The sequence below is a fragment of the Devosia sp. Z11_6 genome, from assembly GCF_058133665.1.
This window is the reverse complement of record NZ_JBYUNQ010000003.1, coordinates 62,335-89,270: the sequence shown is the minus strand read 5'-3', so window position 1 is coordinate 89,270 and position 26,936 is coordinate 62,335. Positions and strand designations below refer to the sequence as shown.

26 protein-coding genes are annotated in these 26,936 nt (G+C 62.3%); 17 read left to right on the top strand and 9 right to left on the bottom strand.

The features are described from left to right. Both AC3YMN_RS09810 and AC3YMN_RS09805 read left to right on the top strand, forming a co-directional pair. Entirely contained in the window at positions 1–1,407 is a 1,407-nt protein-coding gene (locus AC3YMN_RS09810; protein ID WP_127753114.1) for a TRAP transporter large permease, read from the top strand. Then, positions 1,404–2,453, top strand: coding sequence for an L-idonate 5-dehydrogenase (locus tag AC3YMN_RS09805; protein WP_489889890.1), 1,050 nt, complete (start codon positions 1,404–1,406; stop codon positions 2,451–2,453). Before AC3YMN_RS09810 ends, AC3YMN_RS09805 begins: the two co-directional genes overlap by 4 nt. On the opposite strand, the gene AC3YMN_RS09800 is transcribed toward AC3YMN_RS09805, so the two are convergent. The 5 genes from AC3YMN_RS09800 to AC3YMN_RS09780 all read right to left on the bottom strand — a co-directional run bounded on the left by AC3YMN_RS09800 (position 2,450) and on the right by AC3YMN_RS09780 (position 7,923). Next, complete coding sequence (locus AC3YMN_RS09800; RefSeq protein ID WP_489889889.1) at positions 2,450–3,127, bottom strand: HAD family hydrolase; 678 nt, start codon at positions 3,125–3,127, stop codon at positions 2,450–2,452. The two genes, AC3YMN_RS09805 and AC3YMN_RS09800, sit on opposite strands and share 4 nt — an antisense overlap. Positions 3,128–3,202: 75 nt before the next feature. Then, complete coding sequence (locus tag AC3YMN_RS09795; RefSeq protein ID WP_489889888.1) at positions 3,203–4,003, bottom strand: ABC transporter ATP-binding protein; 801 nt, start codon at positions 4,001–4,003, stop codon at positions 3,203–3,205. Continuing rightward, complete coding sequence (locus tag AC3YMN_RS09790) at positions 4,000–4,857, bottom strand: ABC transporter permease (protein ID WP_489889887.1); 858 nt, start codon at positions 4,855–4,857, stop codon at positions 4,000–4,002. Before AC3YMN_RS09790 ends, AC3YMN_RS09795 begins: the two co-directional genes overlap by 4 nt. Positions 4,858–4,911: 54 nt before the next feature. Continuing rightward, a complete protein-coding gene (locus AC3YMN_RS09785; RefSeq protein ID WP_489889886.1) occupies positions 4,912–5,877 on the bottom strand; it encodes an ABC transporter substrate-binding protein in 966 nt (321 codons plus the stop codon). Positions 5,878–5,937: 60 nt separating this feature from the next. Further along, complete coding sequence (locus AC3YMN_RS09780) at positions 5,938–7,923, bottom strand: N,N-dimethylformamidase beta subunit family domain-containing protein (protein WP_489889885.1); 1,986 nt, start codon at positions 7,921–7,923, stop codon at positions 5,938–5,940. Positions 7,924–8,190: 267 nt separating this feature from the next. On the opposite strand from AC3YMN_RS09780, the gene AC3YMN_RS09775 reads away from it, so the two are divergent. After that, positions 8,191–9,147: a nucleoside hydrolase gene (locus AC3YMN_RS09775; RefSeq protein ID WP_489889884.1), complete on the top strand. Its 957-nt coding sequence runs from the start codon at positions 8,191–8,193 to the stop codon at positions 9,145–9,147. Here the strand turns inward: AC3YMN_RS09775 and AC3YMN_RS09770 are convergent. Then, positions 9,144–10,049, bottom strand: coding sequence for a MurR/RpiR family transcriptional regulator (locus AC3YMN_RS09770; protein ID WP_489889883.1), 906 nt, complete (start codon positions 10,047–10,049; stop codon positions 9,144–9,146). The two genes, AC3YMN_RS09775 and AC3YMN_RS09770, sit on opposite strands and share 4 nt — an antisense overlap. Before the next feature lie 133 nt (positions 10,050–10,182). Between AC3YMN_RS09770 and AC3YMN_RS09765 the strand changes: the two genes are divergently transcribed. The 14 genes from AC3YMN_RS09765 to AC3YMN_RS09700 all read left to right on the top strand — a co-directional run bounded on the left by AC3YMN_RS09765 (position 10,183) and on the right by AC3YMN_RS09700 (position 23,321). Then, a complete protein-coding gene (locus AC3YMN_RS09765) occupies positions 10,183–11,217 on the top strand; it encodes an ABC transporter substrate-binding protein (protein WP_172123360.1) in 1,035 nt (344 codons plus the stop codon). A gap of 96 nt (positions 11,218–11,313) precedes the next feature. After that, positions 11,314–12,333, top strand: a complete 1,020-nt coding sequence (locus AC3YMN_RS09760) for an ABC transporter substrate-binding protein (RefSeq protein ID WP_489889882.1) — start codon at positions 11,314–11,316, stop codon at positions 12,331–12,333. Between the two features lie 26 nt (positions 12,334–12,359). Next, complete coding sequence (locus AC3YMN_RS09755; protein ID WP_489889881.1) at positions 12,360–13,769, top strand: amidohydrolase family protein; 1,410 nt, start codon at positions 12,360–12,362, stop codon at positions 13,767–13,769. Further along, a complete protein-coding gene (locus AC3YMN_RS09750) occupies positions 13,769–14,560 on the top strand; it encodes an ABC transporter ATP-binding protein (RefSeq protein ID WP_489889880.1) in 792 nt (263 codons plus the stop codon). Before AC3YMN_RS09755 ends, AC3YMN_RS09750 begins: the two co-directional genes overlap by 1 nt. Further along, positions 14,560–15,318, top strand: coding sequence for an ABC transporter permease (locus tag AC3YMN_RS09745; protein WP_489889879.1), 759 nt, complete (start codon positions 14,560–14,562; stop codon positions 15,316–15,318). The genes AC3YMN_RS09750 and AC3YMN_RS09745 overlap by 1 nt, the downstream gene beginning before the upstream one ends. Further along, a complete protein-coding gene (locus tag AC3YMN_RS09740; protein WP_172123365.1) occupies positions 15,315–16,088 on the top strand; it encodes an ABC transporter permease in 774 nt (257 codons plus the stop codon). The genes AC3YMN_RS09745 and AC3YMN_RS09740 overlap by 4 nt, the downstream gene beginning before the upstream one ends. Before the next feature lie 5 nt (positions 16,089–16,093). Beyond that, a complete protein-coding gene (locus AC3YMN_RS09735) occupies positions 16,094–16,396 on the top strand; it encodes a cupin domain-containing protein (RefSeq protein ID WP_489889878.1) in 303 nt (100 codons plus the stop codon). 11 nt (positions 16,397–16,407) lie between these two features. Then, positions 16,408–16,989, top strand: coding sequence for an AAA family ATPase (locus tag AC3YMN_RS09730; RefSeq protein WP_489889877.1), 582 nt, complete (start codon positions 16,408–16,410; stop codon positions 16,987–16,989). Positions 16,990–16,998: 9 nt separating this feature from the next. Next, entirely contained in the window at positions 16,999–17,574 is a 576-nt protein-coding gene (locus tag AC3YMN_RS09725; RefSeq protein ID WP_489889876.1) for a nucleoside 2-deoxyribosyltransferase, read from the top strand. Further along, positions 17,574–18,974 carry an amidase gene (locus AC3YMN_RS09720; protein ID WP_489889875.1) on the top strand — a complete coding sequence of 467 codons (1,401 nt, stop codon included), beginning with the start codon at positions 17,574–17,576 and terminating at the stop codon, positions 18,972–18,974. Before AC3YMN_RS09725 ends, AC3YMN_RS09720 begins: the two co-directional genes overlap by 1 nt. A gap of 114 nt (positions 18,975–19,088) precedes the next feature. Beyond that, positions 19,089–19,940, top strand: a complete 852-nt coding sequence (locus AC3YMN_RS09715; RefSeq protein WP_489889874.1) for a MipA/OmpV family protein — start codon at positions 19,089–19,091, stop codon at positions 19,938–19,940. A 268-nt stretch (positions 19,941–20,208) separates the two neighbouring features. After that, positions 20,209–21,063 carry a protein-L-isoaspartate O-methyltransferase family protein gene (locus AC3YMN_RS09710; RefSeq protein ID WP_489889873.1) on the top strand — a complete coding sequence of 285 codons (855 nt, stop codon included), beginning with the start codon at positions 20,209–20,211 and terminating at the stop codon, positions 21,061–21,063. An 811-nt stretch (positions 21,064–21,874) separates the two neighbouring features. After that, complete coding sequence (locus tag AC3YMN_RS09705) at positions 21,875–22,786, top strand: AAA family ATPase (RefSeq protein WP_489890186.1); 912 nt, start codon at positions 21,875–21,877, stop codon at positions 22,784–22,786. Positions 22,787–22,997: 211 nt separating this feature from the next. Next, positions 22,998–23,321 (top strand): DUF6634 family protein, encoded by a 324-nt coding sequence (locus AC3YMN_RS09700; RefSeq protein WP_489889872.1) that lies wholly within the window; start codon positions 22,998–23,000, stop codon positions 23,319–23,321. Positions 23,322–23,461: 140 nt separating this feature from the next. On the opposite strand, the gene AC3YMN_RS09695 is transcribed toward AC3YMN_RS09700, so the two are convergent. From AC3YMN_RS09695 to AC3YMN_RS09685, 3 genes are read right to left on the bottom strand one after another with little or no spacing between them, the layout of a single operon-like run. After that, a complete protein-coding gene (locus AC3YMN_RS09695) occupies positions 23,462–25,330 on the bottom strand; it encodes a hypothetical protein (RefSeq protein ID WP_489889871.1) in 1,869 nt (622 codons plus the stop codon). Continuing rightward, a complete protein-coding gene (locus AC3YMN_RS09690; protein ID WP_489889870.1) occupies positions 25,327–25,839 on the bottom strand; it encodes an ABC-three component system middle component 2 in 513 nt (170 codons plus the stop codon). Before AC3YMN_RS09690 ends, AC3YMN_RS09695 begins: the two co-directional genes overlap by 4 nt. Further along, positions 25,827–26,825 carry an ABC-three component system protein gene (locus tag AC3YMN_RS09685; protein ID WP_489889869.1) on the bottom strand — a complete coding sequence of 333 codons (999 nt, stop codon included), beginning with the start codon at positions 26,823–26,825 and terminating at the stop codon, positions 25,827–25,829. Before AC3YMN_RS09685 ends, AC3YMN_RS09690 begins: the two co-directional genes overlap by 13 nt. Positions 26,826–26,936: the final 111 nt, after the last annotated feature.

Genomic DNA, 26,936 nt, shown 5'->3' with positions numbered 1-26,936 from the left:
ATGCTGCTCCTGATCGGCGCCTTTCTCGCCCTGATGCTTATCGGCGTGCCCGTCGCAGTATCGATGGCGGGCTCCTCGCTGCTTTACCTGCTGGTTTATGGGGTGGCGCCCGACATCATCGCCGCCCAGCGCATGATCGCGGGCGTCGAGAGTTTCCCGCTGCTCGCCGTACCGTTCTTCATTTTCGCCGGCAATCTCATGAACATAGCCGGCGTCACCGGGCGCATTTACACCTTTGCCCTGGCCCTGGTGGGCTGGATGAAGGGTGGCCTCGCGCAGGTGAACATCATCGGCTCGGTGATCTTCTCGGGAATGTCCGGAGCGGCGCTCGCTGATGCTGCGGGCATCGGCACCATCGAGATCAAGGCCATGCGCGAGCACGGTTATCCGGTCGAGGCGGCGGTGGGGGTGACTGCGGCCTCGGCGACGCTGGGCCCGATCTTTCCGCCGTCGCTCCCCTTCGTGATCTACGGCATGATGGCCAATGTTTCGATCGGGGCGCTGTTCATGGCCGGTATTCTGCCCGGCGTCGTCATGACCCTGCTAATGATGGTCACGGTCGCCATCTTTGCGTATCGCCGGGGCTGGGGCTCGGACACGCCGTTTCAGTGGCGCAAGCTGGGTGCGGCCTCGGTTGAAATATTGGTGGTCGCCGCCTTTCCCTTGTTCGTCTACCTGCTGACCTGGGCGGGGCTATCCCTTAACCTGGCCGTAGGGCTGGCGCTACTGGTCCTCATTGTCTGCGACTGGTATTTCGATTTTTCGGCCGTGATGGCGCTGATGACCCCGGTTATCCTGATCGGGGGCATGACCATGGGCTGGTTCACCCCCACCGAGGCCGCCATGGCGGCGGTGGTCTGGTCGCTGTTTTTGGGACTGGTGCGCTACCGGACGATGACGCTGGCAAGCCTGGCCAAGGCGAGCTTTGACACGATCGAGACCACGGCATCGGTGCTGTTTATCGTAACGGCAGCGTCGATCTTTGCCTGGCTTTTGACCGTCAGCCAGGCAGCACAGGTGTTCTCGAGCTTCATCACCTCGCTGACCGACAACAAATGGGTGTTCCTGATCCTGGTCAACATACTGATGCTGGTGATCGGGTGTTTTCTCGACACGATCGCGGCGATCACCATCCTCGTGCCAATCCTGCTGCCGATTACCCTGTTGTATGGCATCGACCCGGTGCATTTCGGCCTCATCATGACGCTGAACCTGATGATCGGGCTGCTGCATCCGCCGCTCGGCATGGTGTTATTCGTGCTGTCGCGCATCGCCAAACTTTCGGTGGAGCGCACGACCATGGCGATCCTGCCCTGGCTGGTTCCCCTCTTGGTGGCCTTGATCCTGATCACCTTCATCCCCGCCATCAGCCTTTGGCTGCCGACGCAAATGGGACTGATCCGATGACCAATGAGCCCATTGCCGCGACGCTGTTCGGCGCCGAAGATCTTCGCGTCATCGAGCACCCGCTCGGGCCACTGGCGCCCGGCATGGTCCGGGTGCGCTTTGGTGCCGGCGGGATCTGCGGCTCGGACCTGCATTATTTCCGCCACGCGCGCACTGGCGATTTCGTGGTCAATGCGCCGCTGATCCTTGGCCACGAAGTGGCGGGCGAGGTCGTCGAGATCAATGGGGCGGCGCCTGGGCTCAGCGTCGGCGACCGCGTAGCGGTTAATCCTTCCCGCTGGTGTGGCCATTGCGCCCGCTGCCGGGAGGGTCGGGCCAATCTATGCGAAAACATCTACTTCATGGGCTCGGCCTCAAAGACTCCCCACATGCAGGGCGGCTTTGCCACCATCTTTGACGCGACGCCGGCGCAATGCGTGCGGGTTGGGGAAGACGTTTCCTTCCAGGCAGCAGCACTGGCCGAGCCGCTCGCAGTCAGTTTGCACGCCGTGGCGCGAGCCGGGGAGATCGGGGGCAAGAACGCGATCATCTTCGGCGCCGGCCCTATCGGCCTGCTGGTGATGCTCGCGGCGCGCCTCAGGGGCTGCGGCCAGATAACGGTGGCTGACATCGCCCAGGCGCCGCTGGCTTTTGCCGACCGGCTTGGAGCGGACCGCACCATCGACCTGTCCCATGGAGAGGCGGAGTTGACCGCGCTGGCGGCCGAAAGCTCATTCGACATTGCCTTTGAGGTTTCCGGCACTGCAGCCGGGCTTGCTGCCGCCGTTGCCAGTGTTCGGCGCGGTGGCGCGGTGGTGCAGATCGGCAATCTGCCGGGCGGCAAGATTCCGGTGCCGGCCAATGCGGTGATGAGCAAGGAAATCGACCTCAAGGGCACTTTCCGCTTCGGGACCGAGTTCAACCATGCCGTCGAGCTGATTTCCGCCGGGGAGATCGATGTGCTCAAGCTGGTGACTGCGGAACGATCCCTGGCCGCGGCAAATGATGCGTTTCAGCTTGCCGCCGACCGCTCGCGCAGCGTCAAGGTCATGCTCACGGCGGACTAGGCGGAGAGAACCTTCGCAGCCATCAGGGCGAGCAGCTTCTCGTCGGCGAAATCCCTGGCAGCCATACTCGCTCCTGCGGCAACGAGTTGCTCAGGTTCAAGCCCGGTGGCAATGCCAATCGTGGTGATGCCGGCGGCGGTGGCCGACATGATGCCGGTGCGCGAATCCTCGAAGGCCACGCAGTTGGCCGGATCGGCGCCAAGGATGCGCAGGCCCTCGAGATAGGGCAGGGGGTGCGGCTTGCCATGAGCGAGTTCGTCGCCAATGACGACGTCCTTGAAGCGCCCGCGCACCCCGATGCTGTCGAGCAGCAATTCGGCGTTGGGACGGGGGGCGTTGGTCACCGCGATGGCGGGCAGGCCTTGCGCATCGGCCCAGTCGAGCAAGGCGAACAGGCCGTGCACGGACTCGACGCCCGCGGCAGCCAGGTCACGGAACAGCGCTTCCTTGCGCATCATGATGTCCCATTGGACTGCGGGCGTCTCGCCGGGGAAAAACCGCGCGCCGATGGCTTCGTTGGCCATGCCCTGCAATTCACGCCCGAAACGCTCTTTATCGAACTGATGCCCATAAGGAGCAAAGGCCTGGTTGAAGGCCTTGAGGTGCAGCGGATCGCTTTCAACCAAGGTGCCGTCGATGTCGAAAAGCAGTCCGGAGCGAGGTTTAAGGGCCATTTTGATCTTGCGGTTCCAGCGCGGGGTTAATCGTCGGCGGCTCGAGCCTTCGGCCGTGAGCCTGCTGTGGGATGCCTAGCGATGCTCCATGGACATGACTTTAAGCGTTTCCTCGCGGATGTCGGCGAGAACGTCCCGCTTGAGGGTGGAGAACTCGGGGCTGGTGACGATGTCGTAGCGGCGGGGGCGCTCCAGATCGACCTTGAGTTCCCGCTTGAGCCGGCCGGGCCGCGACGCCAGAACAACCACCCGGTCAGCCAGGAAGATGGCTTCCTCCACGTCATGGGTGACGAACAGCACGGTGACCTTGTGGTCTTCCCATACTTTGAGCAGCAACTCCTGCATCATGCCGCGGGTCTGGGCATCGAGGGCTCCGAACGGCTCGTCCATCAGGAGCAGGGAGGGCTTGTAAACGAGGGCGCGCGCAATGGCGACACGCTGGCGCATGCCGCCCGAGAGCTGGCGCGGATAGGCCTGCTCGAAGCCGGCGAGCCCCACTTCGGCGATGAACTGGCGCACCAGTTCAGCTTTTTCGGCCTTGCCCATGCGGCTCTTTTCGAGCGCAAAGAGGATGTTGCCCTCAACGGTCATCCACTCGAAGAGGCTATAGCCCTGGAACACGAAGCCACGGTCCCGGCCGGGGCCGGTCACCGATTTGCCATCGATAAGGACATCGCCAAAGGTCGGCTCGGTCAGGCCGCCAACCATGTTGAGGAGCGTAGACTTGCCACAGCCCGAGGTGCCGACGATGGAAACGAATTCGTTGGGCGCGACGGTCAGATCGATGCGGTCGATGGCCAGGAACTCGTCATCGCCCTCGCCAAAAATCTTGCCGACCGCATCAACGACGATCTTGGGAGTGGATACGGCGCTCATCGATTACCCGTCCAGCGGAATAGGGAGCGGCCCGTGCGTTTGAAGGCGTAGTCCGTCAGCAAGCCGAGCAGGCCGATAAACAGCGTGCCGAAGATGATGGTGTCGGTGGCAAGATAGCGCTGGGCGTCCATGATGCGGCGGCCAAGGCCGGTTTGGGCGGCAACCAATTCTGCAACCACGAGATAGGTCCAGGTCCAGCCAATGGTGATGCGGCACGTGTCCCAGATGGCGGGCAGGGCGGCGGGCAGGATGATGCGCCACAGGATCTCGGTATTGGAAAAGCCCAAGGTCTGGCCGGCACGAATGAGGTTGATGTCGATGGTCTTGACATTGTCCATCACCATCAGGGCCATCTGGAAAAAGGTCCCGAGGAAAAGGATCAGGATCTTCTGCTCGTCCCCGATGCCGGCCCATAGGATGGTCAGCGGGATCAGCGCCACGACGGGCATGTAGCGAATGGTCGAGATCAGCGGCTCAAGGGCGCCTTCGAACAGGCGAAAATTGCCCATGAGGATGCCGATCGGAATGGCCAGCAGCGCCGCACTCAGCCAGCCCACAAGGATGCGGTAGACGCTGACACTGGCGTCCTGAAGGAGAATGCCCGTGCTGATCTGCCGCCAGGCTTCTTCGAGGATGGCGTAGGGGCTGGGAAGAAAGAGGGGTTTGACGAGGCCCAGCGCCGTGACCGCCCACCACACCAGCACCAGCGCGACCGGAACCACAAAGCCTGCGCTGTTGAAAACGCTGTCTGGAATGGATTGGCGCAGCCGCAACAGGCCGGCTCGGCTGCGGCTCTTGCGGCGATCGGTCCGGCCTGCAGCGGCGGCTTGGGCGATGCTCGAACTCTTGGGCATGCTGGTTCTTGTGATCCGGAGTGAAAGCCGGCGCCCGGGAGCGCCGGCCAAGGATTAGCGGCCGGCGGCCGCGTTGACCGCCCCGAGGTCGAGGAAGTCTTCCCCGGTCGGCACGGTCTTGACGTCGTTCGGATTGGCCTGCTGCATGATACCGCCGATCTCTTCGACGGTGGCCTGGAACTCGCCGCCAAGGGCTGCGGCATTTTCAGCGAGGTCATAGAGGTGCACGCCGGCAAAGGCGGTGTTGAATTCCTCGATGGGGCTGCCGACGGCGTCGGCAATGATCTTGCCGCCTTCTTCCGGGTTGTCGCGCATGAAGGTCACCGCCTGGTCCCAGGCCTTGATGATGCCCACCAGGGCGTCCTGGTTTTCGGCAATGAAGCTTGCTTCGGCGGCCAGGACGTCACTGATCAGGCCCGGCTTTTCGCCAGCCGTATAGAGCACCTTGAAGTCCGGACCCTGCGCCAGGGCAGCGGAGATATAGGGCTCATAGGTGACGGCAATGTCCACGCGGCCAGCGATCAGCGCCAGGCCCGCATCAGCGGCCGCCAACGGGACAGCTTCCACATCGGCAATGGTAAGGCCGTTGGAGTTAAGCGCGTAGTTGATCAGCAGATCGCTGGTGGAGCCGATCTCATAGGCGACCTTCTTGCCCTTGAGCTCGGCGATCGACGCGATGTTGTTGCCGGCCAACACGGCGTCAGCCGTCGTCGAGCCGTCCATGATCATGAAGCCCTTGAGGTCCACGCCGTTGTTGATGTTGAGGATCACGGTGTTGGTGGCAGCCGAGATGACCTGGATATTGCCGCTGGCAAGCGCTGCCGCCATGTCCTGGTCCCAGGTGAAGTTGATAAGGTCAACTTCGACGCCGTTCTCTTCGAAAAAGCCCTTTTGATCGGCAATCCAGAGCGGGCCATAGCCAAGCCAGGGCTGCACGCCGATCTTGATGGCCTCAGCATGAGCAGGAAGGGCGAGCGCCGTCAGCGCCAGGCTCGCGAAGGCAATGGATGCAATTTTCATGGGCAATTTCCTTTGGTGGCACGCCGGTGAGCAATCGGCCGCATACATGAACGGATTAGATCAGCTTGCAAAGTGCAAGAGCAGGTTCGTGGTGATTCTGCCCACATCGTTTTGATCATCGGGGCCAGGCAGGGCGCCAAGGAAACATACGGAACTAGCGGAAAAGACGGCCCCGCCTGATGGATGGAGCAGATAGGTCATCTCGGCGAGGCGACGAGCTTCCCGCTCCGGCGAGCCACCTTCATACCATCGGCCGGGATCGTCGACATAGTTCTCGGGAAAGCCCGAAGCGGTGGCGAGAACCACGATCCCGTCCGGGGTGCCGAGGAGCCGGTTGGTGTTGTCGACCTCGTAGCCAGCGGCTCCGCCGAGAACCATGCCGGTATCGCCAAAGTTCTCTCCGATCACGCCATCGAACAGCCAGGCGAACCCCTCGTCATGGCTGGCCGGCGCGCGGGTGAAGGGCAGGGCCTTGCTGAACCCCATCAAGGCAATGCCGACGCCGGTCAGGCTGAACTCGCCCCGGCCCCGGTCGCGCAAATAGCCGCCTGGCTCGTTGGTGAGGGCGAGCGGCATCTCGGCGAGCGGGCCGTCCCAGGTGCGGCCCGGCTGGGTGGGGCCACGGCGCAGCTCCATCAAATCGTCCTTGAAGGCGACTGCGGCGGCAAAGCCATTGCCCCCCATATAGGCCAGGCGCCCGCCACCGGCGACATAGGTGCGGTAGGCTTCTTCCATGGCGACCGAGAGATATTCGGGGTGGCTGCCGGTGACAACGCCCTTGTAGCGCGCCAGCAGGTCAGCGCCTTCCCGATGCAGATCATGATCGGTGGTGAGGTCGAGGGCGATGCCGTTGCGGGCGGCAAAGCGCAGGAAATGCAGATCGACGGGCAGCAGATGGGGCGCGCCGCAAAGCGGGTAAAGGTAATCGTCGCGCAGGGTGGCCTTTGGCCGCCGGGTGGATGCAAGGGAAACACCACTCGTGTCCGAGTGATAGTCGTAGAGTGAACGTAGATTGTTGGCGCGGGCGAACGCATGACCACGATCGGTGCCGATCCATTCGTAGAGATGCGGCGGCAGGAATTCATCGGCATAGGCGAGATAGGCGGCGGTGGGTGCCACAAAGAGCAGCCGAGATTGGGCCTGTTGAGCAGAAACAAAGAACGGCAGCCGCTCGATCTCGCCGCCTGCAGTCACCAGTTCAACCGCGTAGACGCCCGATCGTGCATCGGCGGGAATGTCGATGGCGAAGTTTGCGGACCACTCAAGGCCAGCCATGTCCGTGTCGTGAAAATGGATGGCGTCGTAATGGCTGGGTGTCAGCCGCGGATCAAGGCTCGAGCCGTCCCAACGGGCGGAGCGGACGCAAAAGGTTGGGTTGTTATGCAGCGTCAACTGCAGGTCGCCCGCGGGAAGTGGCTCCGTGGTGAATAGCGTCGGAAACGTCCAGTTGGCCCGGCCCCTCTCGGTGGTGACGGCGATGTTGCCGAGGCGACAGTTGAGGGTCGGGAGTGCTTCGCCTGCATCCGAGCAGAAGACCAGCCTTTGAGGTGTCTGAGCTGCAAGCTCGCAGGACAGCGTGAAAGGGCTGAAGCGATGTAGGGCAGTGATCGCGAGGGTGCCAGCCGCGAGCTCGACCTTCAGCCATTGGTTGGTGGGCAGGGTGCCGATCAGGGTTTCGGCGCCTGCAGCCTGGTAGATCAGCCGGTCATTGTCCTCGACGAGGAGCGCGAAGCTGCCGGTATCGAGCAGCACGCGCCGACCGGAATTCCGGGTGAGCAGGAGCTCGAACGAGAGCGCGGTGACTGCGGCCGGCGCCTCGATGCTCAGCCAGGAGCCTTGCGAGAAGCTGCAATGCTTGACCTCCTGCAGACGCTTGACCGGCCAGTCCAGCTCCGGCAGATCGTCGCGATCAAGAGCACGGATACGGACCGCTGCGACCGGGCTGCGGCTGGAACAGGAAACCAGGCGCTCCCGAGCGGCATCGCCGGTCCAGGGTTCGACATAGCCGGTCACGGCCATGGCCGCGTGATCAATAGTGCGCCGCATCGGTTGAAGTCTCGCAGAAGAGCTTGGCTTCTAGAGCACCCAAGACGCGACGCAAAGTCCTGTCTTGCCATCCGTCTGACCCAGGAAGCTTGGTGAAGCCGGAAACAAGCTTGGGCCCAGCAGGCTCGCGGCAGGGCGGAGCCGATGAGACAGCCATCCAACAGGGCGGGGGCGGTGTATGGATAATTTCAGCACAAAGAGGACTTGCTAAGGATTTTTTCAGCGCTAGGCTTGGTGCCTCCCTCCAGCCTCCTCAAGGACCCGCAAGTGACCTCGACCTGCCGCATGATCCTCGACGTTGATACCGGCATCGACGATGCCATGGCCGTGGTGTTTGCGCTCAATCATCCCGGCATTCAGCTGGAAGCGCTGACCACAACCTACGGCAATATCGATGTGGCTTCCGCCACGCGCAACACGCTGCAGCTGCTGGAAGCGGCGGGACGGACCGATATTCCGGTGGCGGCGGGGTGTTCGCGGGCGCTGACGCGGCCGTTTCACAAGCGCGGCAGCCGCATCCATGGCTCCAATGGGTTGGGCGAAGTGGAACTGCCGCTGCCCACAAGCCAAGCGCGGCCGATCTGGGGGCCAGACCTGATCATTGAGCTGGTGCGGGCCAATCCGGGCGAGTTGACGCTGGTGCCGGTGGGGCCGATGACCAATGTGGCGCAGGCCTTGATGAAGGCGCCTGACATTGCCGAAAAGCTCAAAGGTCTGGTGCTGATGGGCGGCACGGTCTGGCATCCGGGCGTGCCCGGCATCCCGTCACCCGTCGCCGACGCCAATTTCTTCAACGATCCGGAGGCAGCGCGGATCGTGTTGCAATCGGGCGCGCCGATCACATTGGTGGGCATGGATGTGACCATGAAAACCAAGCTGACGGCACCGATGATGGACGATATCGCCGCGCGCGGCGGCAAGGCAGCCGGGATCACGATGCAGGCGGCGCGGTTCTACCTCGCAGCTTATCAGGCGCAGTATCCGGACATCACTTATTGCGCGCTGCATGACCCGCTGGCGGTGGCGGTGGCGCAGGACCCATCGGTGGTGACCATCGAGCCGATGCAGATCGATGTGGAATGCGTTGGCGAGCTGACGCGCGGCCAGGTTATTCCCGATCGCCGCCGAACCGGCACGACGGTGCCCAATGCCGGCGTGGCCGTGGCGGTGGACAGCGAGCGCTTCGAGGGGCTGTTCGTGGAGACGATGGTGGCGGGCGCCTAGCGGCTGCGTTCGGGGGCGATGAGCCAGGGATAGGCGAAGTCGGCGAATTTTTCGGCGGCTTGCGTCGCGTCGGGGGAGCGGGAGGCGACCCCGGCAGCAAGGGCTTCGAGCAGGGCCAGGATCGCGGTATCGGACGTGGAGCTGAAGGAGCGGGTGGCGCGCACATAAAGCGTCAGCGTGCCAAGGCTCGCCAGGGGCGAAGTCTGCTGATCGGTGATGGCGAGAATGGGGATGCCGCGGCGCTGCACGGTGCGGGTGATTTCCACGGTGTCGCGCATATAGCGCGGGAAGGCGATCGAGACCACGAGGTCCTTTTTGGTGAAACGCGAAAGATTGCGGGCCGCCGAAAGCGTGCCCCCGCCATTATCGATCATGCGCACCGGCCGGTCGGCGAGTTCCAGGCGATGGGCAAAGACATTGCCGAGGGCGGCGGCATTGTCGAAGGCGAGGATGAAAATGTTCTCGGCCCCGAGGATCATCTCCACGGCCTGCTCGGCGCTGGCGGTATCGAGATTGCGGATTGTCTGGGTGAGATTGTCGATGTCCTGCTCGATGGAGGCGGCGATTACATCGCGCAGACTCGACTTTTCCGAGAGCTTGGTGCGCAGGCGCTCCACCGGGGCAAACACCGATTCAAAGCCTTGCACCACCTCGGCGCGAAACTGCGCATAGCCTTCAAAGCCCAAGGAACGGGCAAAGCGATTGGCGGTAGCGACGGAAACGCCAGAGGCGGTGACGGTATCGTTGATGCTCATCTGCGCCACCTGCATCGGCTCGGAGAGCACGAAATCGGCGAAGGAACGCAAGGCTGGCGATAACTCCGGATAGGCCTTGGCGATGCGCTGGGCGACTTCGGAATCGGCAGGCAAATAGCCAAATGATGAAGTTTTAGGCAGGTTCAATTTTTGCCTCCGAATGCTATTGTAATCAAAATTACATATGCTAGCGTAGTTGTAACAACCGATTACAGCCAGCGCTTTTGCGGCCGTAAACGCCAAGCTTCGCATGTGTGGACAGCAGCAAGGAGCCGTGCCGATGGGGTTTTCGCGCTATTTTCAACCGAGCCGGCGGCAGGTGTTGCTGGCGGGGAGTGCCGGTCTGGGATTGAGCCTGCTGCCGCGAGGGGCCTGGGCGCAGGAAGCGGGTAAGACCGCAATCACCCAAGCCTTCGGCTGGATCTCCAATGTGGAATATGCCGGCTTCTGGACGGCACTTGAGCAGGGCTATTTCGCCGAGGAAGGGATCGAGGCGGACTTCCTGGCTGGCGGCCCCAATGCCCCCGATGTGCTCGTATCGCTCGCAGCTGACAGCGCCCAGATCAGCAATGCCAACTGGCTGCCGGTGCTCGATGCTATCGAAAAAGGCAATGACTTCGTGGTGCTGGGCGCCATGTGGCAAAAGAGCCCCGCGGCACTGATATCGCTGGCAGCCAAGCCCGTGCGCGAGGCCAAGGATCTGGTGGGGGCGCGGATCCTCGCGCAGAACCCCACGGACAAGCTGATCATCGACGCCATTCTGGGCAATGCCGGACTGCCGCTCGACTACGAGATCATGCCGACCGGGTTCTCGCCCGAGCCGCTTCTGTCGGGCGATGGCGATGTGTATTTCGCCTTTGCGACCAATCAGCCGATCACGCTGGAAAATCTGGGCCTGGTGCAGGGCACCGACTTTTTCGTGACGCTGATGGATGACCTAGGCTACCAGGTCAAGCAGGCGCTGATGGTGACCAAGAAATCGTTCCTCGCCGAAAACCGGCCGGCGATGGTGGGCTATATCAGGGCGCTGATCCGCGGCTGGGATTATGCCTTTGCCAATCCCCAATATGCGCCACAGATCGTAGTGGACAAATATGGCGCCGATCTGGGGCTCGACCTCGCCCAGCAGCAGCGCCAGATGGAGCTGCAGATTCCGCTGATCAAGCCGGAAGGCGAGGGCAAGCTGTTCTGGTTCGACCCCGCCGTGATCGAGGGGGCGATGACGGATGCAGCAGTGGCGGCGGGCCGCAAAGTGCCGCCCCTTGCCGAGCTTGTGGACCTAAGCGTGCTCGAGGAAGCGCACGCGACGCTCTGAGTTTTAGAGAGCCTCCCTATCCTGTGGTTCCATCCCGCGCCGTGGCGGGGTGGCTGGTTCAACGCGCCCATGCGCAGCCCTTTGGAGTGTGCCGATATGCTGAGACGCCAATTGCTTGCATCCGCTGCCGGGGGTCTGTTGGCCTCGGCCTTGTTGCCGCGCTTTGCCATGGCGCAGGCGAGCACGCCGTTGCGCGTGCAACTCGGCTGGATCGCCAATGTGGAATATGGCGACCACTGGATTGCGCTGGAAAATGGGTTGTTCAGCGGGGCGGGGCTGGATGTGACGGTGAGCCCGGGCGGGCCCAATGCACCCGATCCCTTGACCCTGATTGCGGCGGGCAATGCCGAGATCGGTTACACCAGCTGGCTGCCATTTCTGGATGCCGTTGGGCGCGGCAATGATTTCGTGCTGATCACGGCGCGCCAGCAGACGTCGCCCTTGGGCATCATTTCGCTGGCGGCCAAGCCGATCTTGACGCCCCAAGACATTGTGGGTTCGCGGATCCTGGCGCAGGGCCCGGCGGAAGAAACCGCCATCCAGGCGACGCTGGGCTTGGCGGGGCTCGACCCAGAGAGCTGGACCATGGTGCCGGCCGGGTTTTCGCCCGAGCCGCTGGTGGCCGGGGATGGCGAGGGTTACACCGCCTTTGCGGTGAACCAGACCATTACGCTCGAAAACATGGGCCTGGTGCCAGAAAAGGACTTCTTTTTCCGCTCCTTTGATCAACTGGGCTTTCCCTCCTATGCGGGGCTGGGCTTTGTGTCGCGGGCATTTCTCGAGGTCAACCGGCCGGCGATCGTGGCCTATCTCGCTGCATTGATGCAGGCGTTCCAGGTCAATGAGGCGGATCTGACGCTGGCGCCCCAGCTGGCGGTGGAGAAATACGGCGCCGATTTCGGGCTCGAATTGGCCCAGCAGACCCGACAGAACGAGCTGCAGCTTCCCTTCATGCGACCGGGCGGAGATCCGGCTTATCCGATCTACGGGCTCGACAAGGCCAAGATGGCGGGCCCGATGTATGACGCGGCACGCGCAACCGGGCGCACCGAACTCCCCCCCATTGACGATATCGTCGACACCAGCCTCGCCCAGGAAGCGCTGGCTTCGCTCTGACCTGTTTATCCCAAGGAGATCACCCCATGACCCCAGACAACTTCACCACCAAGGGCGAGCCGCAGCTGGTGGATGTGGTGGTGACCGGCGCCGAGATCGTGACCCTCGATGCCGAAAATCGGGTGATCAGCGATGGCACGATCGCAGTGGATGGGGGGCGGATCGTCTTTTTGGGTGAGGGGGAAGGGGGGCGAGCCTATCGGGGGCGCACCACCATCGATGCACGGGGGCGGATCGCTATGCCCGGGCTGATCGATGCGCATTTCCATACCGGGCAGCAATTGCTGCGAGGAAAGCTGCAGGCGATAGCCAGGAAGCGCCCACTCAAGCTGCCGGTGTGGAAGAACTACCTGATCCCGTTCGAGAGCTGCCTCGAGCCCGAGGATGTGTATTTGTCGGGGCTCGTCGCCTACACCAACATGATCCAGGTCGGCACCACCTGTTTCGCGGAAGCCGGCGGACCACACCCCGACGAGATGGGACGGGCGGCCATGGATGTAGGCATTCGGGGGTTCGTGTCGCTCTCGACCGTTGATCAGAGCGAAAATATTGGCGCGGAAGTGCCGGCCAATATGCTGATGACGCATGACCAGGCGCTCGAGCGCAATGTGGCGCTGGTAGAGCGCTGGCAGAGCAATGAGCGGGTCAAGGCGTGGCTGAGCCTACGGCAGGTGATCGTGTGCTCGCCCGAGCTGATCCGCGATATCTCGCAAGCTTCGCGGGACCTGGCGGTGAAGATCCATACCCATTTGTGTGAGGGCAGCTACGAGATCGACTATACGCTCGAGAAATTCGGGCTGCGGCCGACCGAGTGGCTCGAGACCATGGATGTGCTGGACCACAACCTGCATTGCGCCCATTCGGTGCTGCTCTCGCCCAAGGAAGTGGATCTTTACGAGAAGTACCAGCTCTCGGCCTGTCATTGCGGCTTCAACAATTATTCCATCGGCCATCCCCGGCTGATCGAAATGTGGAAGCGCGGCATTGCCATCGGGCTGGGTACGGACGGCCCGGGGTCGGCGGGAACGCTCGATCTGTTCCAGGTGGCGCATGTGGCGCGCGTGGGGCAGCAGGCGGTCAATTCAGCCGTGTTCCACCAGCGCGAGCCGATTTCCTCCGAAGAACTGCTGCGGATCGCGACCCATGGCGGGGCACGGGCGCTGGGGATTTTTGACCAGGTGGGGAGTCTGGAAGTGGGCAAGAAGGCCGACCTCCTGCTTTGCGACACCTCGCACATGGATCATGCGCCGATCTACGACCCGCTGTTTGTTGCGGCTTCGATCCTGGTCGGCCGGGACGTGGAAACCGTGATCGTGGATGGCAAGGTGGTGATGCAGGATCGCGCCATGCAGGGGATCGACCAGGAAGCGATCCGCGCCAAGCTCAAGGAGCGCCTGCCCGTGATTTCCGAACGGTTCGAGCGGCTGGTGGCGTGATGAGCAGCCCAACGGTGTCCCAGGACTGGTCGATCAATGTCGACCGCGTGCGCAAGAGTTTCAAGCTCGACGACGGCAAGGAGTTGGTGGCCATCGAGGAGGTGGACCTCAAGATTGGCAAGGGCGAATTCGTCGCCCTGCTCGGACCTTCTGGCTGTGGCAAGAGCACAGTCTTGCGGCTGGTGGCGGCGTTGGACGCGGCCACCCATGGCCGGGTGAGCGTGGAAGGACGTGATCCGCTGGAGCTCTCGCGCGCGCACCGGCTGGGCGTGGCGTTCCAGGATCATGCGCTTTTGCCCTGGCTCACCATTCACGACAATATCGCGCTGCCCTTCAAAGTAGCGGGACGGAAGGTCGATGAGGCGCGGGTGGCGGAACTGCTCGCGCTGGTGGGGCTGACGGGGTTCGAGAAGGCGCGGCCCAAGCAGTTGTCCGGCGGCATGCGCCAGCGTGTGTCCATTGCGCGGGCGCTGGTGCTGCGGCCCGATGTGCTGCTGCTTGACGAGCCCTTCGGCGCACTCGACGCGGTGACGCGCCGGCACATGAATGTGGAACTGCAGCGGATCTGGAGCGAAGCCAAGATCACGACCCTCCTCGTCACCCATTCGGTTGAGGAAGCGCTGTTTCTCGCCGACCGCGTGATCGTGATGAGTGGGCGGCCGGGGCGGGTGATCAAATCCATCGACGTGCCATTCGCGCGGCCGCGCAGTCCCGATGTGCAACGCACGGCCGAATTCCATCACTTGGCCGATGAGCTGACGCTGGCACTGGAACCCGAGGGGCTGCATTGATGCGCATCGCGAGCGACAAGGCGCAGGCGGGGGTGCTGGGGGCCATCGGCATCCTGCTGTTTCTGAGCCTCTGGGAAGTAATCGGGGTTAACCGGTTGGCAGGGCTGACTTGGCCGCCGCTGAGTACGGTCCTCGTGTTCATGTTTGATCCCTCGCGCCAAGCGCTGTTTTTGCGCGCCATGGGGGCGAGCTTTTCCATGGTGGCGGCGGGCTATGCGCTAGGGACGCTGATCGGCGTTGTGACCGCAGGGCTCGTGCATGTGGTGCCGGTGTTGCGGCCGGGTCTCGACCGGCTCGCCGGGGTGATCCACGCCATTCCCGCCATTGCGCTGGCTCCCTTGTTTATCGTGCTGCTCGACCGGGAATTGACCGGGATGGCGATCGCAACGCTCAATGTGTTCTTTGTGCTTTATGTCGCGACCACATCGGGACTGGCCAATTCCACGGTGACGCACCGGGACCTCTTCCAGGTGCTGGGCTCCTCGCCATTGACGCGCCTCTTGCGCCTCGATTTGCCGGCCGCACTGCCGGCTATGGTGAGTGGGCTGAAATTTGCCATTCCTGCCGCTTTCATCGGCGCGATCCTCGGCGAATGGTTTGGCTCCTCGCGCGGGCTGGGGCTGCTCATGGTCAGCGCGATGCAGAACTTCCAGATCCCGCTGCTGTGGAGCGCGGTGTTTATCGCCTCGGCGGCTTCGCTTCTGGCTTTTGGAGCGATGAGCCTGCTCGAGCGCTTTGTTTATGGGCGATACGCATGAGCACATCGGCAAAACGAAGCTTTGGCTCTACCCTGCGTACCGCCGTGTCGCGCTACTGGGGCGTCCTGGCGGTGTTGTTGGCTTGGCAGGCCTGGGTGTCGATCTCGGGCGTCAACGCCATTGTCATGCCCCAGCCCATCAATGTGCTGACGGATCTGGTCACCAATCCGATGGTGTACATCACCAATGGCGGGCAAACCCTGATACTTGCCGCCCTGGGGCTGGTGCTGGGCATGCTCCTGGGCACGATTGTTGCGGTGCTGGCCTGGACCTCGCGGCTGCTGAACGGGATCCTCGTGCCATTGGGGCTGATCTTTTCTTCGGTGCCCGTAGTGGCGCTGATCCCGGTGCTGGCGCGCCTCCTCGGCTATGACCTCAAAACCGTGCTCGCCATTGTGGTGATCATCTCGTTTTTCCCGGCCTTTGTGTTCACCTCGGCCGGGCTCAAGGCACTGCCGCCCGGGAGCGATGATCTGTTCAAGGTCCTCGGGGCTTCGCGTCTGACGCGGTTTTTCCACCTGGTGCTGCCTTCGGCCGTGCCCAACTGGATGATCGCGCTGCGTCTGGCCGCGCCCCCAGCAGTGCTGTCGGCCATGGTAGCCGAATTCCTGATGGGCTCGAGCGGGCTTGGCTACCTGTTCCGCTCGGCGGCCAGTGATTTCCAGACGGAGCGGGCCTTTGGCACCAGTGTCGTGGCCACCGTGATCTCGGTGCTGTGCTTTACCGCGGCCCTTGGGGCAGAGCGGCGCGTCAACAACAGATGGAAGTGAGCGCAATGAACGAAGATCTCGAACATCTCATCCCCGCCATCGCCACGGTGCAGGTGGACAATGAGCGCGTCAGGGCCACCCGCTACCACTTTGCGCCGGGATCGGAGACCGGCTGGCACAAGCATGGCCATGACTATGTTGTTGTGCCCACACTGGCTGGAACGCTGACCATTGTTGAACTCGATGGTAGCCGACGAGAGGTCGCCTACCTGGTGGGGGAAAGCTATGGGCGAGTGCTGGGGGCCGAGCACAATGTGGTCAACCTTTCTGACAGCCCCGTCGAATTTGTTGAAATCGAGCTGAAGTAGGTTGTTTGCCGATGTCCAAAGTCACCTTGCCACCCGATCCCTGGCAGAACGTCAAGACCCAGCACGGCATCCCTGCCGATGAGGTGATCTCGGGCCTGCAAAAATGCCTCCGGCGCGGCATGGCCGAGACCGCGCTCCTGCTGGCCTATGAGATGTATGTGACCAGCCCCGAAATGGAGGAAATGCTGTGGTCGCGCTTGTGCGTGATCGCAGTGGAGGATGTGGGGGCGGGCAATCTGAACCTGCCGGTGCTGGTGGATACGCTTTATCGCACCCATCAACGCTATCCGCGTCCGATCGGGGACCGCTTCCTGTTCGCGGCGCACGCCATCCGGCTGATTGCCGACAGCCCCAAGGACCGTACCACCGACGACATGGTCAATTTCGCGCGGCTGGAAAACGTCGTGCGCAACAAGGCGCCCGAAGTGCCCGACTTCGCCATCGACATGCATACCAAGCGAGGCTGGGAAATGGGGCGCGGCTACGAGCATTTCATGACCGAAGCGTCGCGCGTCGAGAACCGGATCGAAACCGGCGACACCTCCTATCGCGACCGCATCATGGCGGCCATTGCGGCGGGCGAGCTGTCCTGAGGGCGCGACATGAAAACGGTTTACCTAGCCGGCCCCGAGGTGTTTTTTCCGGACGGGGCAGCAATCACCGCGGCCAAACGCGAGCTGACCCGCAGCTATGGCTTTGTGCCCCAAATCTGGAACGAGGAGCGGGACTGGCCCAGCGACAAGTTCGAGATCGGTGTGTTCATCGCTCGGGGCAATGAAGCGGTGATGAGCGACAGCGACTTCATTATCGCCAACATGACCCCGTTCCGGGGCATCAGCGCCGATGTGGGCACGGCCTATGAAATCGGCTTCATGTGCGCGCAAGGCAAGCCCGCCTTTGGCTACACCAATGATGGCAGGTTTTATGGGCAGCGCGCCGCCGAAGATTTCTACGGCGGCAAGGTGGCGCCGGATGCCAAGGGCGTGACCCGCGGGCCGGACGGGCAGATGGTGGAAGACCATGCCATGTCCGACAATCTGATGCTGGATGGGGGCATGCATTTGCGCGGCGGGCTAGTGGCGCGGCCGCCGGCAGGCACGGTGCTGCCCTTTGGCAATCTCAGCGTGTTTGAGGCGTGCCTGGCGGCCGCCAAGCGCTTTTTCGGGACGGCTAGCTGATGGCGCCTGATGCCACGGCGTTGAGCGCGGAGCTGGCCACAGGTCGGGTATCGGCGGTGGAGTTGGTGGAGCAGAGCATTGCCGCCATCAAGGCTGGCGATGGCGTGCTCAATGCCGTGGTGGTGCGCGACTTCGAGCCGGCGCGGGCCGCGGCTGAGCAGGCCGACCGGTGCCTCGCAGCGGGCGAGCGGCTGCCGCTGCTGGGCGTGCCGATCACCATCAAGGAAAGCTTTGATGTGGAGGGGCTGCCCACCAGCTGGGGGCTGGAGGCTTTTCGCGGCGCGGTGGCGCGCGAGGACGCGGTAGCGGTGGCCCGGCTGCGCGCCGCCGGCGCGGTGATCCTCGGAAAAACCAACGTGTCCCAGGGCTTGGATGGCTGGAATGCCGATAACCCGGTTTATGGCCGGACGGGCAATCCGGTGCGGGCAGGGTTGTCGCCGGGCGGTTCGTCTTCGGGGGCAGCGGCGGCGGTGTCGGCGGGTTATGTGCCGCTCGATATCGGCTCTGATCTGGGGGGCTCCATCCGCGGGCCGGCGCAGTTTTGCGGCATTTGGGGGCATGTGGCGAGCATGGGGCTGATCCCCTTGCGCGGCCATGCGCTGGCTGGGCGCAAGGCGCGGTTCGACCTGTCCTGCCCCGGGCCGCTGGCCCGGAGCGCGCGGGATCTTGAGTTGGGGCTCACGGTCATGGCGGGGCCCGATGCCGATGAGGCAGTGGGATATACGCTGACGCTGCCGCCGCCGAGGGTGGAGAAACTGAGCGAGTTGCGGGTCCTGGTGCTGGAGGAGCATCCGATGGTGCCCACCGACCCCGAAGTGCGGGCAGGGGTGGCGCTGGCGGCGGCACTGCTCGGGCGGGCAGGGGCGAAGGTGCGGCGCGCGGAGGGCGTGATGCCCGATGTGGAGGAGGCGACGCGGATTTATCTGCGGCTGCTTGGGGGCGCGGTGGCGCTGGGGCAGACGGCGGACCAGCTGGCGGCGGCACACGAAGAACTCCGGGGGCTCGATCCTGGGAGTATGGCGGCGTGGCGCATCGGCGGCATGGTGGCGAGCCATGCCGAGTGGATCGAGGCCAATGAAGCGCGGGTGAAGCTGCGCTGGGCCTGGCAGGAGGTGTTTCGCGATTGGGATGCGCTGATCTGCCCGCCTATGTCGGTGGCGGCGCTGGGGGAAGCGGAAGCCGCGGCGCCGAGCGTGTTGGTGGATGGCGTTGCCATGGAGCGGGGCGACAGCGTGGCCTGGACCGCCCTGGGAAATGGGGCGGCGCTGCCGGCCACGGTGATGCCGATAGGGCGCATGCGCGACGGCCGGCCCACCGGCATCCAGATCATCGGGCCTTATTTGGAAGATCGCACCACGATCGCCATCGCAGGACTGCTGGACGTCGCGCAATGTCGGTAAAAACCGCGTTTGTGAAAGGTTGATGCAAGATAGGAGCAGTATGGTGCTCGAGCTTCAAGCAAGGCATTGATTCGCCGGTGCGATGAAGGCAGGATCCTAGACAAGGTGGAACAAGTGCGACACGACTTCACAAGCCGCTTGAAGCGCAAGGCATTGCTGAGCGCCCTTGTTCTTTCGCCAACAGTCGCCCAGGCGGCCGACTTCGATTCTTTCGGTGCGGCCGCAACCGAGCTCGTGGCGATCGAAACGAGCAAACCTGACCTGATTTTCGAGTTCGGCCTGGGTGTCGGCACTGCTCCAATCTATCCGGGCTCGACCGAGTACGGCATGACGGTCAACCCAATCATTCGCGTCGAGCGTCTCAATATCCCCGGGCTCATCGATATCGGCGGAGAAAAGTCCGCCGGCGGTTTGCGGTTCGGCCCATCCTTTGCAGTGCAAGGGGAACGGATCAGTTCAGACCACGAGCAGCTCCTGGGACTGGACGACGTCGATACGACCTACGAGGTGGGCGGCCGAGTTGGCTACGAGTTCATCTTCAGCGACGTGCTCAGTACAGAGCTATATGGGCAGGCACGCTACGCCTTTGGCGGTGCCGAGGGGCTCGTCGGGGAAGTGGGACTGGACGCTACGGCTCGCCTGACACCGCAGCTTGAGGTTGTGGGCGGCGTATACGCGAGCATGGCGGGCGAGGACTATGTGGACACCTATTTCGGCGTGACGGCGCCAGAGGCCATAGCGAGTGGCGGGCGTTTGGACGCGTATGATCCTCGAGCGGGTGTAACGGCGGTTGGCGTCAAGTTGGCCGCGCGCTACGAATTTATCCCGGATACTTTTTTCAATGCGAGTGCCGAATATAGCAGGCTGGTGGCCGATGCTGCCGACTCTCCAGTCGTGCAACTGGGTACCGAAAACCAGTTCGTTGTTGGCGTTGGCCTGTCCAGACGATTTTCGTTCAACTATTAGGTGCCAGACCAAGATTGGGGAATCCGTCGCCCTCGCACCTGCGCAGCAGGCACTAGGTCCATCAGACCTGCCTATCCGGGCGCGTGCCGCCATAAGGGCAGGGTGCTCGCTACCGCCCGATCAAGCCCACGTCAGGAAAGCCTGATTGGGCTCCGACCAGCGGAGTAAGGCGTGCCAACATAAGACATGTTGCGGCGTACGTTCTGGTCATCTGCCCGCGGTCGCTCTAGTCTCGGAAAGACGGAGGCGGAACGGAGCGGGGCTGATTTTGAGCACCACTGACCTGGAGATCGTTCGGCGTGGCTACGCCCGGCAAGTAACAGCGCTTCTGGGCGCCCGCAACGAGAGGCTCGAAGCGGCTTTTGCCGCTGTGCCACGAGAGCGTTTTCTGGGGAGCGACCCCTGGTATATCGTCAAACGGGCTCAGGGCTTTGTTCGCCTGCCAGCCAACGACCCGGTCTATGTGTATCAGGATGTGCTGATTGCCCTCGACGAAGAGCGAGGCATCAATAACGGTAGCCCGTCTTTGCATGCCAGCATGCTCGACGCCTTGGCTCCCAAGCTTGGCGACACCGTCGCCCATATCGGTGCTGGAACAGGCTATTACAGCGCGATCCTTGCTGAACTGGTGGGAGCAACGGGCCGCGTTGTTGCCGTGGAATTTGATCACAACCTCGCCCAGCAAGCGCACAGCCACCTCGCTGATCGGCCCAATGTCGAGGTCATCACCGGTGATGGGGGCGATTGGCCTCGGGAGGACGTTGAAGGCGTTTATGTCAACTTCGCGGTGGAGCGGCCTGCCGAGCCATGGATCGACCGCCTCAAGATGGGCGGACGCCTGGTATTCCCGCTCGGGGTCGCAAGCCCGGCCAAGCCAAATGGCGCCAGGTTTGCTCAAGGTGTGGCGCTACGGGTCGAAAAGGCAAGCGGGTTGCATCCTGCAAGCATTATCAGCCCGGTCAGCTTTATCTTCGCGGAAGGCGCGGCCGGCACGCCAGACCCCGGTCTCGCCCAAGCATTCAAGGACGGTGGCGTGGAGCTCGTACGAAGCCTGGCCTGGCACCAGGAAGTGGACCCGGCCAGGTGCTGGCACGTCGGGGCTGGGTGGGCGCTTTGTTATTGAGGCGTTGCGCTGGGCTTGGGCGGAAGGCAATTGCGAGATGACGGGCGCTTGTTGATAGGGTCTGCCAGCCGACACTGCTGACTGTGCCTCACATCATAAGATGTCCATGCTGATGCCGGACACGCCCGGATTTTGGCGCGTCTCTACATCATAATCTGTCACCGCTTACGCCATAAGTTGGCAGAGGTTCAGTATCCTTCACCTAGAAGCTGTCGTCAGCACTTCATTAACCATAAGTCGCTGATGAAGTTAGCATTTCTGATGTGAGTCTCGTAACGGGCCGTCCTTCGATGCCGGAAAACGAAGCTCGGAGCGCGCATTCCATAGGTTGGGAATTGAGGAGCGGTAATCGGATGGCTGCTTAAGCCCAGCTCTCGGATTTTCCGCACCATGGCTGCCACACCAGCACTTGCACGGCTATCTATGTCGGGTGGCGAAAGCATGTTGACACTGGCTCCTGTTTTGTTCTTATCTAACTCCGCTCACGTATGCAGCGCGTGACCTTCCCATTGCCGGTCTAGCCGGCCTATCGAAGGAACAACGCCATGAGCGAAAACAAAGTCCCTGCGGCATCTGCCGCGGATTTGCTTGCACGCGCTTACATCGACGCGCTCGCAGCGGCCGAAAACGTCAAAATTAAATCAATGGTCCGTCGGCAAGACGACGTTCGCCGCCGCCGTGGCCAAAACCGCCGGCGTTCCCCTCATTGCGACATCGGTCGCGGAATGGAATGCGGCTCCATACCTCAGCGGCACCTTGCAGAGGATCAGCGATGCCTTAGACCGGCGACTATGTCGAGTATTGGTCGCAGATCGTCAACTATGTGCTCGAACATCTCAGCGGCATCGCCAACAACGAGGGGGTGGTTGTGATCGGCACCACCAACTTCGCCGCCAAGATCGATCCCGCCATACGACGTGCGGGTCGCCTTGATCGCCAGATCACTCTGACCCTGCCGGGGCCCGATGATTTCGCGAAAATCTTCCGCCGCTACGTGGAAGGAACGGTGCTTCAGGAAGCAGACTTGATGCCACTTGCCCTGGCGGCCGCAGGCAAGACCGGGGCCGACGTCGAGGCCTATGTCAAGCGCGCCAAGGCATCGGCCCGCCGTGCACGCCGCGAAATGATTATGTCTGACATTCTCGAGCAAATCCGCCAGGGGGCGCCTGACTTGTCGCCTGAGGTGCGCCATCGCGTTTCCACCCACGAGGCAGGCCACGTTCTGGTCGGTCGAGCGCTGAAGACCGGCGTGTTCCTGGCGGCGTCAATCAACCAAAGCGGCGGCGAGGCGGCGTTTCTCGACGCGATCGCAATGTCGTCTACGGCCGAGGACGTCGAGGATGCCATTTGTCTGCTGATGGCCGGTCGCGCTGCCGAACGTTTGGCCTATGGCGATTTTTCCGTCGGGTCCGGCATGGACGAACATTCCGATCTCGGCCGCGCGACAGTCCTTTCAGAAATGCTGGAGACGAAAGGAGCAGGCACCGCGGGCAATCTCTACCTGCCTAACGACATGGCTCGCAACCTCATGCACATTCCAGGTTTGATCAATGCCGTGAAGGCGCGCCTCGACAAGGCGGAAGCCTGCGCGACAGCTATCCTGGAAGCGAACCGCACTCTCCTCAATCGCGTGGCTGCACGTCTCCATGCGGAGGGATACATTTCGGCTGCCGACGTCGAGGAGATCGAGGTCGCCCCTCAAGATCTGGAGGCGGCGGAATGAGAAGGAGCAAACTGGAGAGGTTTAATACGGGCGTCGGAAACGACGAGGACGCCGCCGATCTCGTCGACGTCGTGAGTGCGTTGGAACAGGATTGCGAGTTGGAGCAGGGGACGCTGCTCCGCCATTTGACAGCGGTTCTAAGCCGGCGCCGCCGGTTCGAAGAGTTGAGACGCGATCATGATGTCCGATTCCGGTGACTCGAAGGGGTGGCATGACCATGGCCAAGTTGAGCGACGAAACGGTGATGGAGGGATTGCGCGCAGCAACTCGGCTGCGGGTTGGTTTTCCGCCTTCCGACGAAGAGCTTGCCAGTGCGCCCATCTTGACGTTGTGGACCTTCGCACCACTGGCCGCCGGATTATGTCGCGTCGCTGGCCTCGTCGTGGGACACCCGAGGCTGCGGGACGGGTCGTTCTTCACGAGTGCCGTTTTGGCCATCGGTCCTGACCTGAAACGGGCGAGGACGGTCAGCAGGCTATACAAGCTCGAGCAGCCGTTGATTGAGGGTCTACGGACGAGCGATGAGGGATCGTGAGCACGATTGAGAAGGGTCGGCGCATGTCGCCGCCGACCCTCAAACTCTCCTTTCGGGCGCGCATCCGCTTACTATCAAACCGCCAGGGCAGGAACGAGACCGGGGCCGAGATTGCAACGGCGGCGCCTGGTGGAGACCATTCAGCGCGCCGGCGCCAATAGCCCGAACCGTCCGCTCCCGGTCAAACCAGTGAAGATCTCGACATGGGCGACGTCTTCTATACCGACCGGGGGATCCGCATTTTCGACCACGATGACCTGAATCTCGTTCTTGAGAGAGGCCAGGTGACGGTAGAAGAGTTCTGCGAGGCCCGTTGCCGCAAGCGCGAGTTCATCGTCTGACAGCTCGCCATGCTTTTGTGATTTCATTGGCGCCCGATAGGTAAGGAGTGGCGTGTCTAGAACCAGAATTCCTGGGTGTGGAAGCTTGTTCTCGCTACAGTAGACGGCAAGCGCGATGTTGAAAGCAGCATGAAGAATGGCTCGGACGCCTTTGCCGTTGGCCGCTCTAGGTTTGCCGGCGACGGAAATGTCATTAGTCGCAAGGTCGAACTGCACCTTGTCGGCGTCCGGGAATCCCCACGCCGTAAGGACCTTCTTCACCGCTTCACCGAACTTGAATGCCACGGTCGGGTCGGGTCCCACGGCCGGCGCATCGCCCTCGCGCCGGGTCGGCTCTTCCGCCAGCTCCTGGCGCCGTTGCGACAGCGCCGCCCGGCGATCGAACAGGTCGACTATGCCTTGGATGGACGCTCTGGTCGTGGCGTAGTTCTGATAGACCTCGCGAACGGACACTTCGACTGACCGAGCATCCGAGATGGTGTCGTCTAGCTCGTCGATCTCGCTATCAAGCTGACGGATCGTGCGAAGCAGACCATTGCCCTCGGCGGCAAGCGAAGCTGTCGTCTGACCGAGCTCGCGCAGCTCTATCTCGATTTTACGGGATTCGGCGGCGGCTGCCCTGTGGGCTAATTCAATCTCTTCAGCAGCGTGGTTGTGGCGCTGCGCATCGGGTGGTGCGCCGCAGACTGGGCAATCCATCCCGGCCATGGCGACCAGCATGAATCCGCCCTCCTCGAGGGACTGCAGGCGCTGCAAGTCCGATGTGTATACCTCCTGAAGCTTCGCAAATCGCTCCAGAGTGACCCGGAGCTCATCTACGCGCGCTTGCAGCTCGTTCCTGCGGTCCATGCTGGCTCGGCGCCGACCAACGGCTTGGTCCAGCGTTGATTGAGCCTCCTGCATTCGCTCGAATAGCCCATCCGCACTGCCATCCAGGCGAGCCAGCTGTTCGCGGACCTCGGCCTCGACCGGCGGTGTGTCCCCCAGTTCGGCGTCGACTTGGGCCACCATTTCGTCGACGAGTTCGAGCTTTGCTTCTTTGGCGACCTTTCGCTCGGATGGCTTCTGCACCGTAACCGCGGCGGCATCGTCTATGCCAGTGAGCAGTAGTTTGAAGAGATTGCGCTCGAAGGTTCGCAACGTCGGCTGACCGGAGTACAAAACCGGACTTTGTTCTGCGATGATCGCTTCTTCGGACACGATCGCATACGGCGCCAACAGCCGGATCGACAGGTTTTCCTTGGCTGCGTTTGCGTCCTTGACGACGACTTTTCCAGCAAGGCCGATTGCTTCCAGCAGAGTGTGCGATACCGTGTCAGTCCGCCTGCCATCGTGGTTGCCCTGAAGTGGCGTTCCTTCAGCCTCTGGCTTGCTGCGATGCAGGCCTTCGTAAAGTCGGAAGTGTCCGCCTCGCGCCGGACGGAAGAGCGTTATGTCGCGACCTCCAGCCAAAGTAAGGCCCAGCCACACCGAATCGTAGGCGGTAATCTCCTGCGTTTCAGGCAAAGCGGTAATGGCACCCAGCATGAACTGGATGGACTTTGAGGTGAACGACTTACCGGTATTCGAAGCGCCGTAGATAATGTTCAGGCCATCTACAAATTTGAGTTCTGCCGGCTCGATATCGGGTCCGGTGAAAGCGAGGTGCCTGAGGCGTATTCCGGTCATAGTGTACCCGACGGGGATTCATCAGCGCGGAACTCTGCGGTCCACCGCCCGATCTTGGCTTCGATGATGTCTCTTATTCCCGCGGCCGATAGCCCTTGGAACCGGTGCGCCATCCAGTTGGCGCGTTCCCTGAGCGCCATAGAGTAGGGAGACTGGAGAGCATCCAGATAACTGGGTGCGTCATCGCTCGCCGCGAATAGGACGCCATCATCGGTTTCGAAAACATCGATCAGATGGACCTGTTGCATGACGCGCAAACTGCGCTCGACCAGTTGCCGGCGAACGAGGAGTTCGCCGGCTCGGTTTGGCAAATCCGGGTGCAGGCTCTCCGGAACATCCTCGCCGTCCAAGTCGCCGGTGTGTACGACGAGGTGATCGAGCCAGGTCATCTCCATCAAATCGCAGCGACGCGGATACAGAGCATCCAGAACCACGACCGCCCGGATACCGGTTTCGAGGCTACTGTTGAAAGGGTGGGGCGCCACCCTCTCGACTTCTATGGATGCCATTTCAAACGGCCTTCGTTGGCAAACTGGTGACAGGCGCCCTGTTGGACCTGCGGGCCGGCGTGACGGCCGAGAACACCTGAAGGTCGCAAGATCGCCGCATGCTTCATGACCTGCCCGACCCGTGTTAGTCCATCGGCATAAGCTTCGCTATGGACATCGACGACCCCAAAGTAGATTTCGTCCTTGAAAGTGACCAGGTAATCTTCCGGCGTCGAATCCCGGTAGAAGCGCTCAAACGCCACGGCGTCGAAAAACCGCGTCCTTTGATGTCTCAGATGCTCACCGAAGTCGCTTTCCATCGCGGCGATCGCGTCCGGGTAAGTACCGGGCCCTCTTGCCTGATAGAGCTTCAACAGCTGGTCGACATAAACCGACTCTTCGACCTGTACATCGGCGGGGACTTCCCCACGCGGCGCCCGACCCGGATCGTCTCCGAACCACTTCACCAAAGCTGCCTTGCAGTATCTGTCGGCCGCCAGCCCTGCAGCATCAAGCCAATGGATTTGCTCGAAGTCGAAACCCTTGATCGCGTCCACGATATCGGGGCGGAGCGGTACGACGGCCTTATCGACAAGGTGATTGGCGATGTCGATGTCCCAACGATCGAGGAACGCCTGTCGGAACGTCTCGGGGTGGGCGATCAGAGCCTGAATGCTACGGCCCACACCTCGCGGCGCGACGAAGGTGTAGGCCCTTGGCAAGATGAAGGCGCCATCGGCGACATGCATGAAAATCTTGCCCAGTTCCACCATCGCAGAGGCTTCTGTCAGGCTCTTGCTAAGCTGTTTGCACTGGAAGTTGTCCCATGGGCCTTCCATGCGCCTTGTCGTCGCGTACCCGGTAACGTCGCGGCCCATGTCGCCCGCGCCACGCCACAACTCGTGGCCGGCGTAGTCTTTTACCCGGAAGTGGAGCCAGTCGTTCACGAAGTCTTCGAGTCTGTCGGCCGGGAGGGCTTTGATCTGGGCGGCGTAGTTTGGAAGCACATTCTACCTCCGAAGTGGGTTATCCATGATCCTTTGCGCTCAAGGATTCGGCAATGCTGATCGTAATTAGTCGAGTAGGCCGTCGGCGCTGAAGTGTTTGTAAAATCCGGA

What these genes read in the sequence shown, in the direction of transcription:
- AC3YMN_RS09695 (WP_489889871.1), bottom strand. Translation starts at nt 25,330, where the DNA reads ATGACCGGAATACGCCTCAGGCACCTCGCTTTCACCGGACCCGATATC.
- AC3YMN_RS09740 (WP_172123365.1), top strand. Translation starts at nt 15,315, where the DNA reads ATGAGCACATCGGCAAAACGAAGCTTTGGCTCTACCCTGCGTACCGCC.
- AC3YMN_RS09760 (WP_489889882.1), top strand. Translation starts at nt 11,314, where the DNA reads ATGCTGAGACGCCAATTGCTTGCATCCGCTGCCGGGGGTCTGTTGGCC.
- AC3YMN_RS09810 (WP_127753114.1), top strand. Translation starts at nt 1, where the DNA reads ATGCTGCTCCTGATCGGCGCCTTTCTCGCCCTGATGCTTATCGGCGTG.
- AC3YMN_RS09720 (WP_489889875.1), top strand. Translation starts at nt 17,574, where the DNA reads ATGGCGCCTGATGCCACGGCGTTGAGCGCGGAGCTGGCCACAGGTCGG.
- AC3YMN_RS09800 (WP_489889889.1), bottom strand. Translation starts at nt 3,127, where the DNA reads ATGGCCCTTAAACCTCGCTCCGGACTGCTTTTCGACATCGACGGCACC.
- AC3YMN_RS09795 (WP_489889888.1), bottom strand. Translation starts at nt 4,003, where the DNA reads ATGAGCGCCGTATCCACTCCCAAGATCGTCGTTGATGCGGTCGGCAAG.
- AC3YMN_RS09805 (WP_489889890.1), top strand. Translation starts at nt 1,404, where the DNA reads ATGACCAATGAGCCCATTGCCGCGACGCTGTTCGGCGCCGAAGATCTT.
- AC3YMN_RS09745 (WP_489889879.1), top strand. Translation starts at nt 14,560, where the DNA reads ATGCGCATCGCGAGCGACAAGGCGCAGGCGGGGGTGCTGGGGGCCATC.
- AC3YMN_RS09755 (WP_489889881.1), top strand. Translation starts at nt 12,360, where the DNA reads ATGACCCCAGACAACTTCACCACCAAGGGCGAGCCGCAGCTGGTGGAT.
- AC3YMN_RS09735 (WP_489889878.1), top strand. Translation starts at nt 16,094, where the DNA reads ATGAACGAAGATCTCGAACATCTCATCCCCGCCATCGCCACGGTGCAG.
- AC3YMN_RS09785 (WP_489889886.1), bottom strand. Translation starts at nt 5,877, where the DNA reads ATGAAAATTGCATCCATTGCCTTCGCGAGCCTGGCGCTGACGGCGCTC.
- AC3YMN_RS09790 (WP_489889887.1), bottom strand. Translation starts at nt 4,857, where the DNA reads ATGCCCAAGAGTTCGAGCATCGCCCAAGCCGCCGCTGCAGGCCGGACC.
- AC3YMN_RS09730 (WP_489889877.1), top strand. Translation starts at nt 16,408, where the DNA reads ATGTCCAAAGTCACCTTGCCACCCGATCCCTGGCAGAACGTCAAGACC.
- AC3YMN_RS09750 (WP_489889880.1), top strand. Translation starts at nt 13,769, where the DNA reads ATGAGCAGCCCAACGGTGTCCCAGGACTGGTCGATCAATGTCGACCGC.
- AC3YMN_RS09690 (WP_489889870.1), bottom strand. Translation starts at nt 25,839, where the DNA reads ATGGCATCCATAGAAGTCGAGAGGGTGGCGCCCCACCCTTTCAACAGT.
- AC3YMN_RS09725 (WP_489889876.1), top strand. Translation starts at nt 16,999, where the DNA reads ATGAAAACGGTTTACCTAGCCGGCCCCGAGGTGTTTTTTCCGGACGGG.
- AC3YMN_RS09700 (WP_489889872.1), top strand. Translation starts at nt 22,998, where the DNA reads ATGACCATGGCCAAGTTGAGCGACGAAACGGTGATGGAGGGATTGCGC.
- AC3YMN_RS09780 (WP_489889885.1), bottom strand. Translation starts at nt 7,923, where the DNA reads ATGCGGCGCACTATTGATCACGCGGCCATGGCCGTGACCGGCTATGTC.
- AC3YMN_RS09765 (WP_172123360.1), top strand. Translation starts at nt 10,183, where the DNA reads ATGGGGTTTTCGCGCTATTTTCAACCGAGCCGGCGGCAGGTGTTGCTG.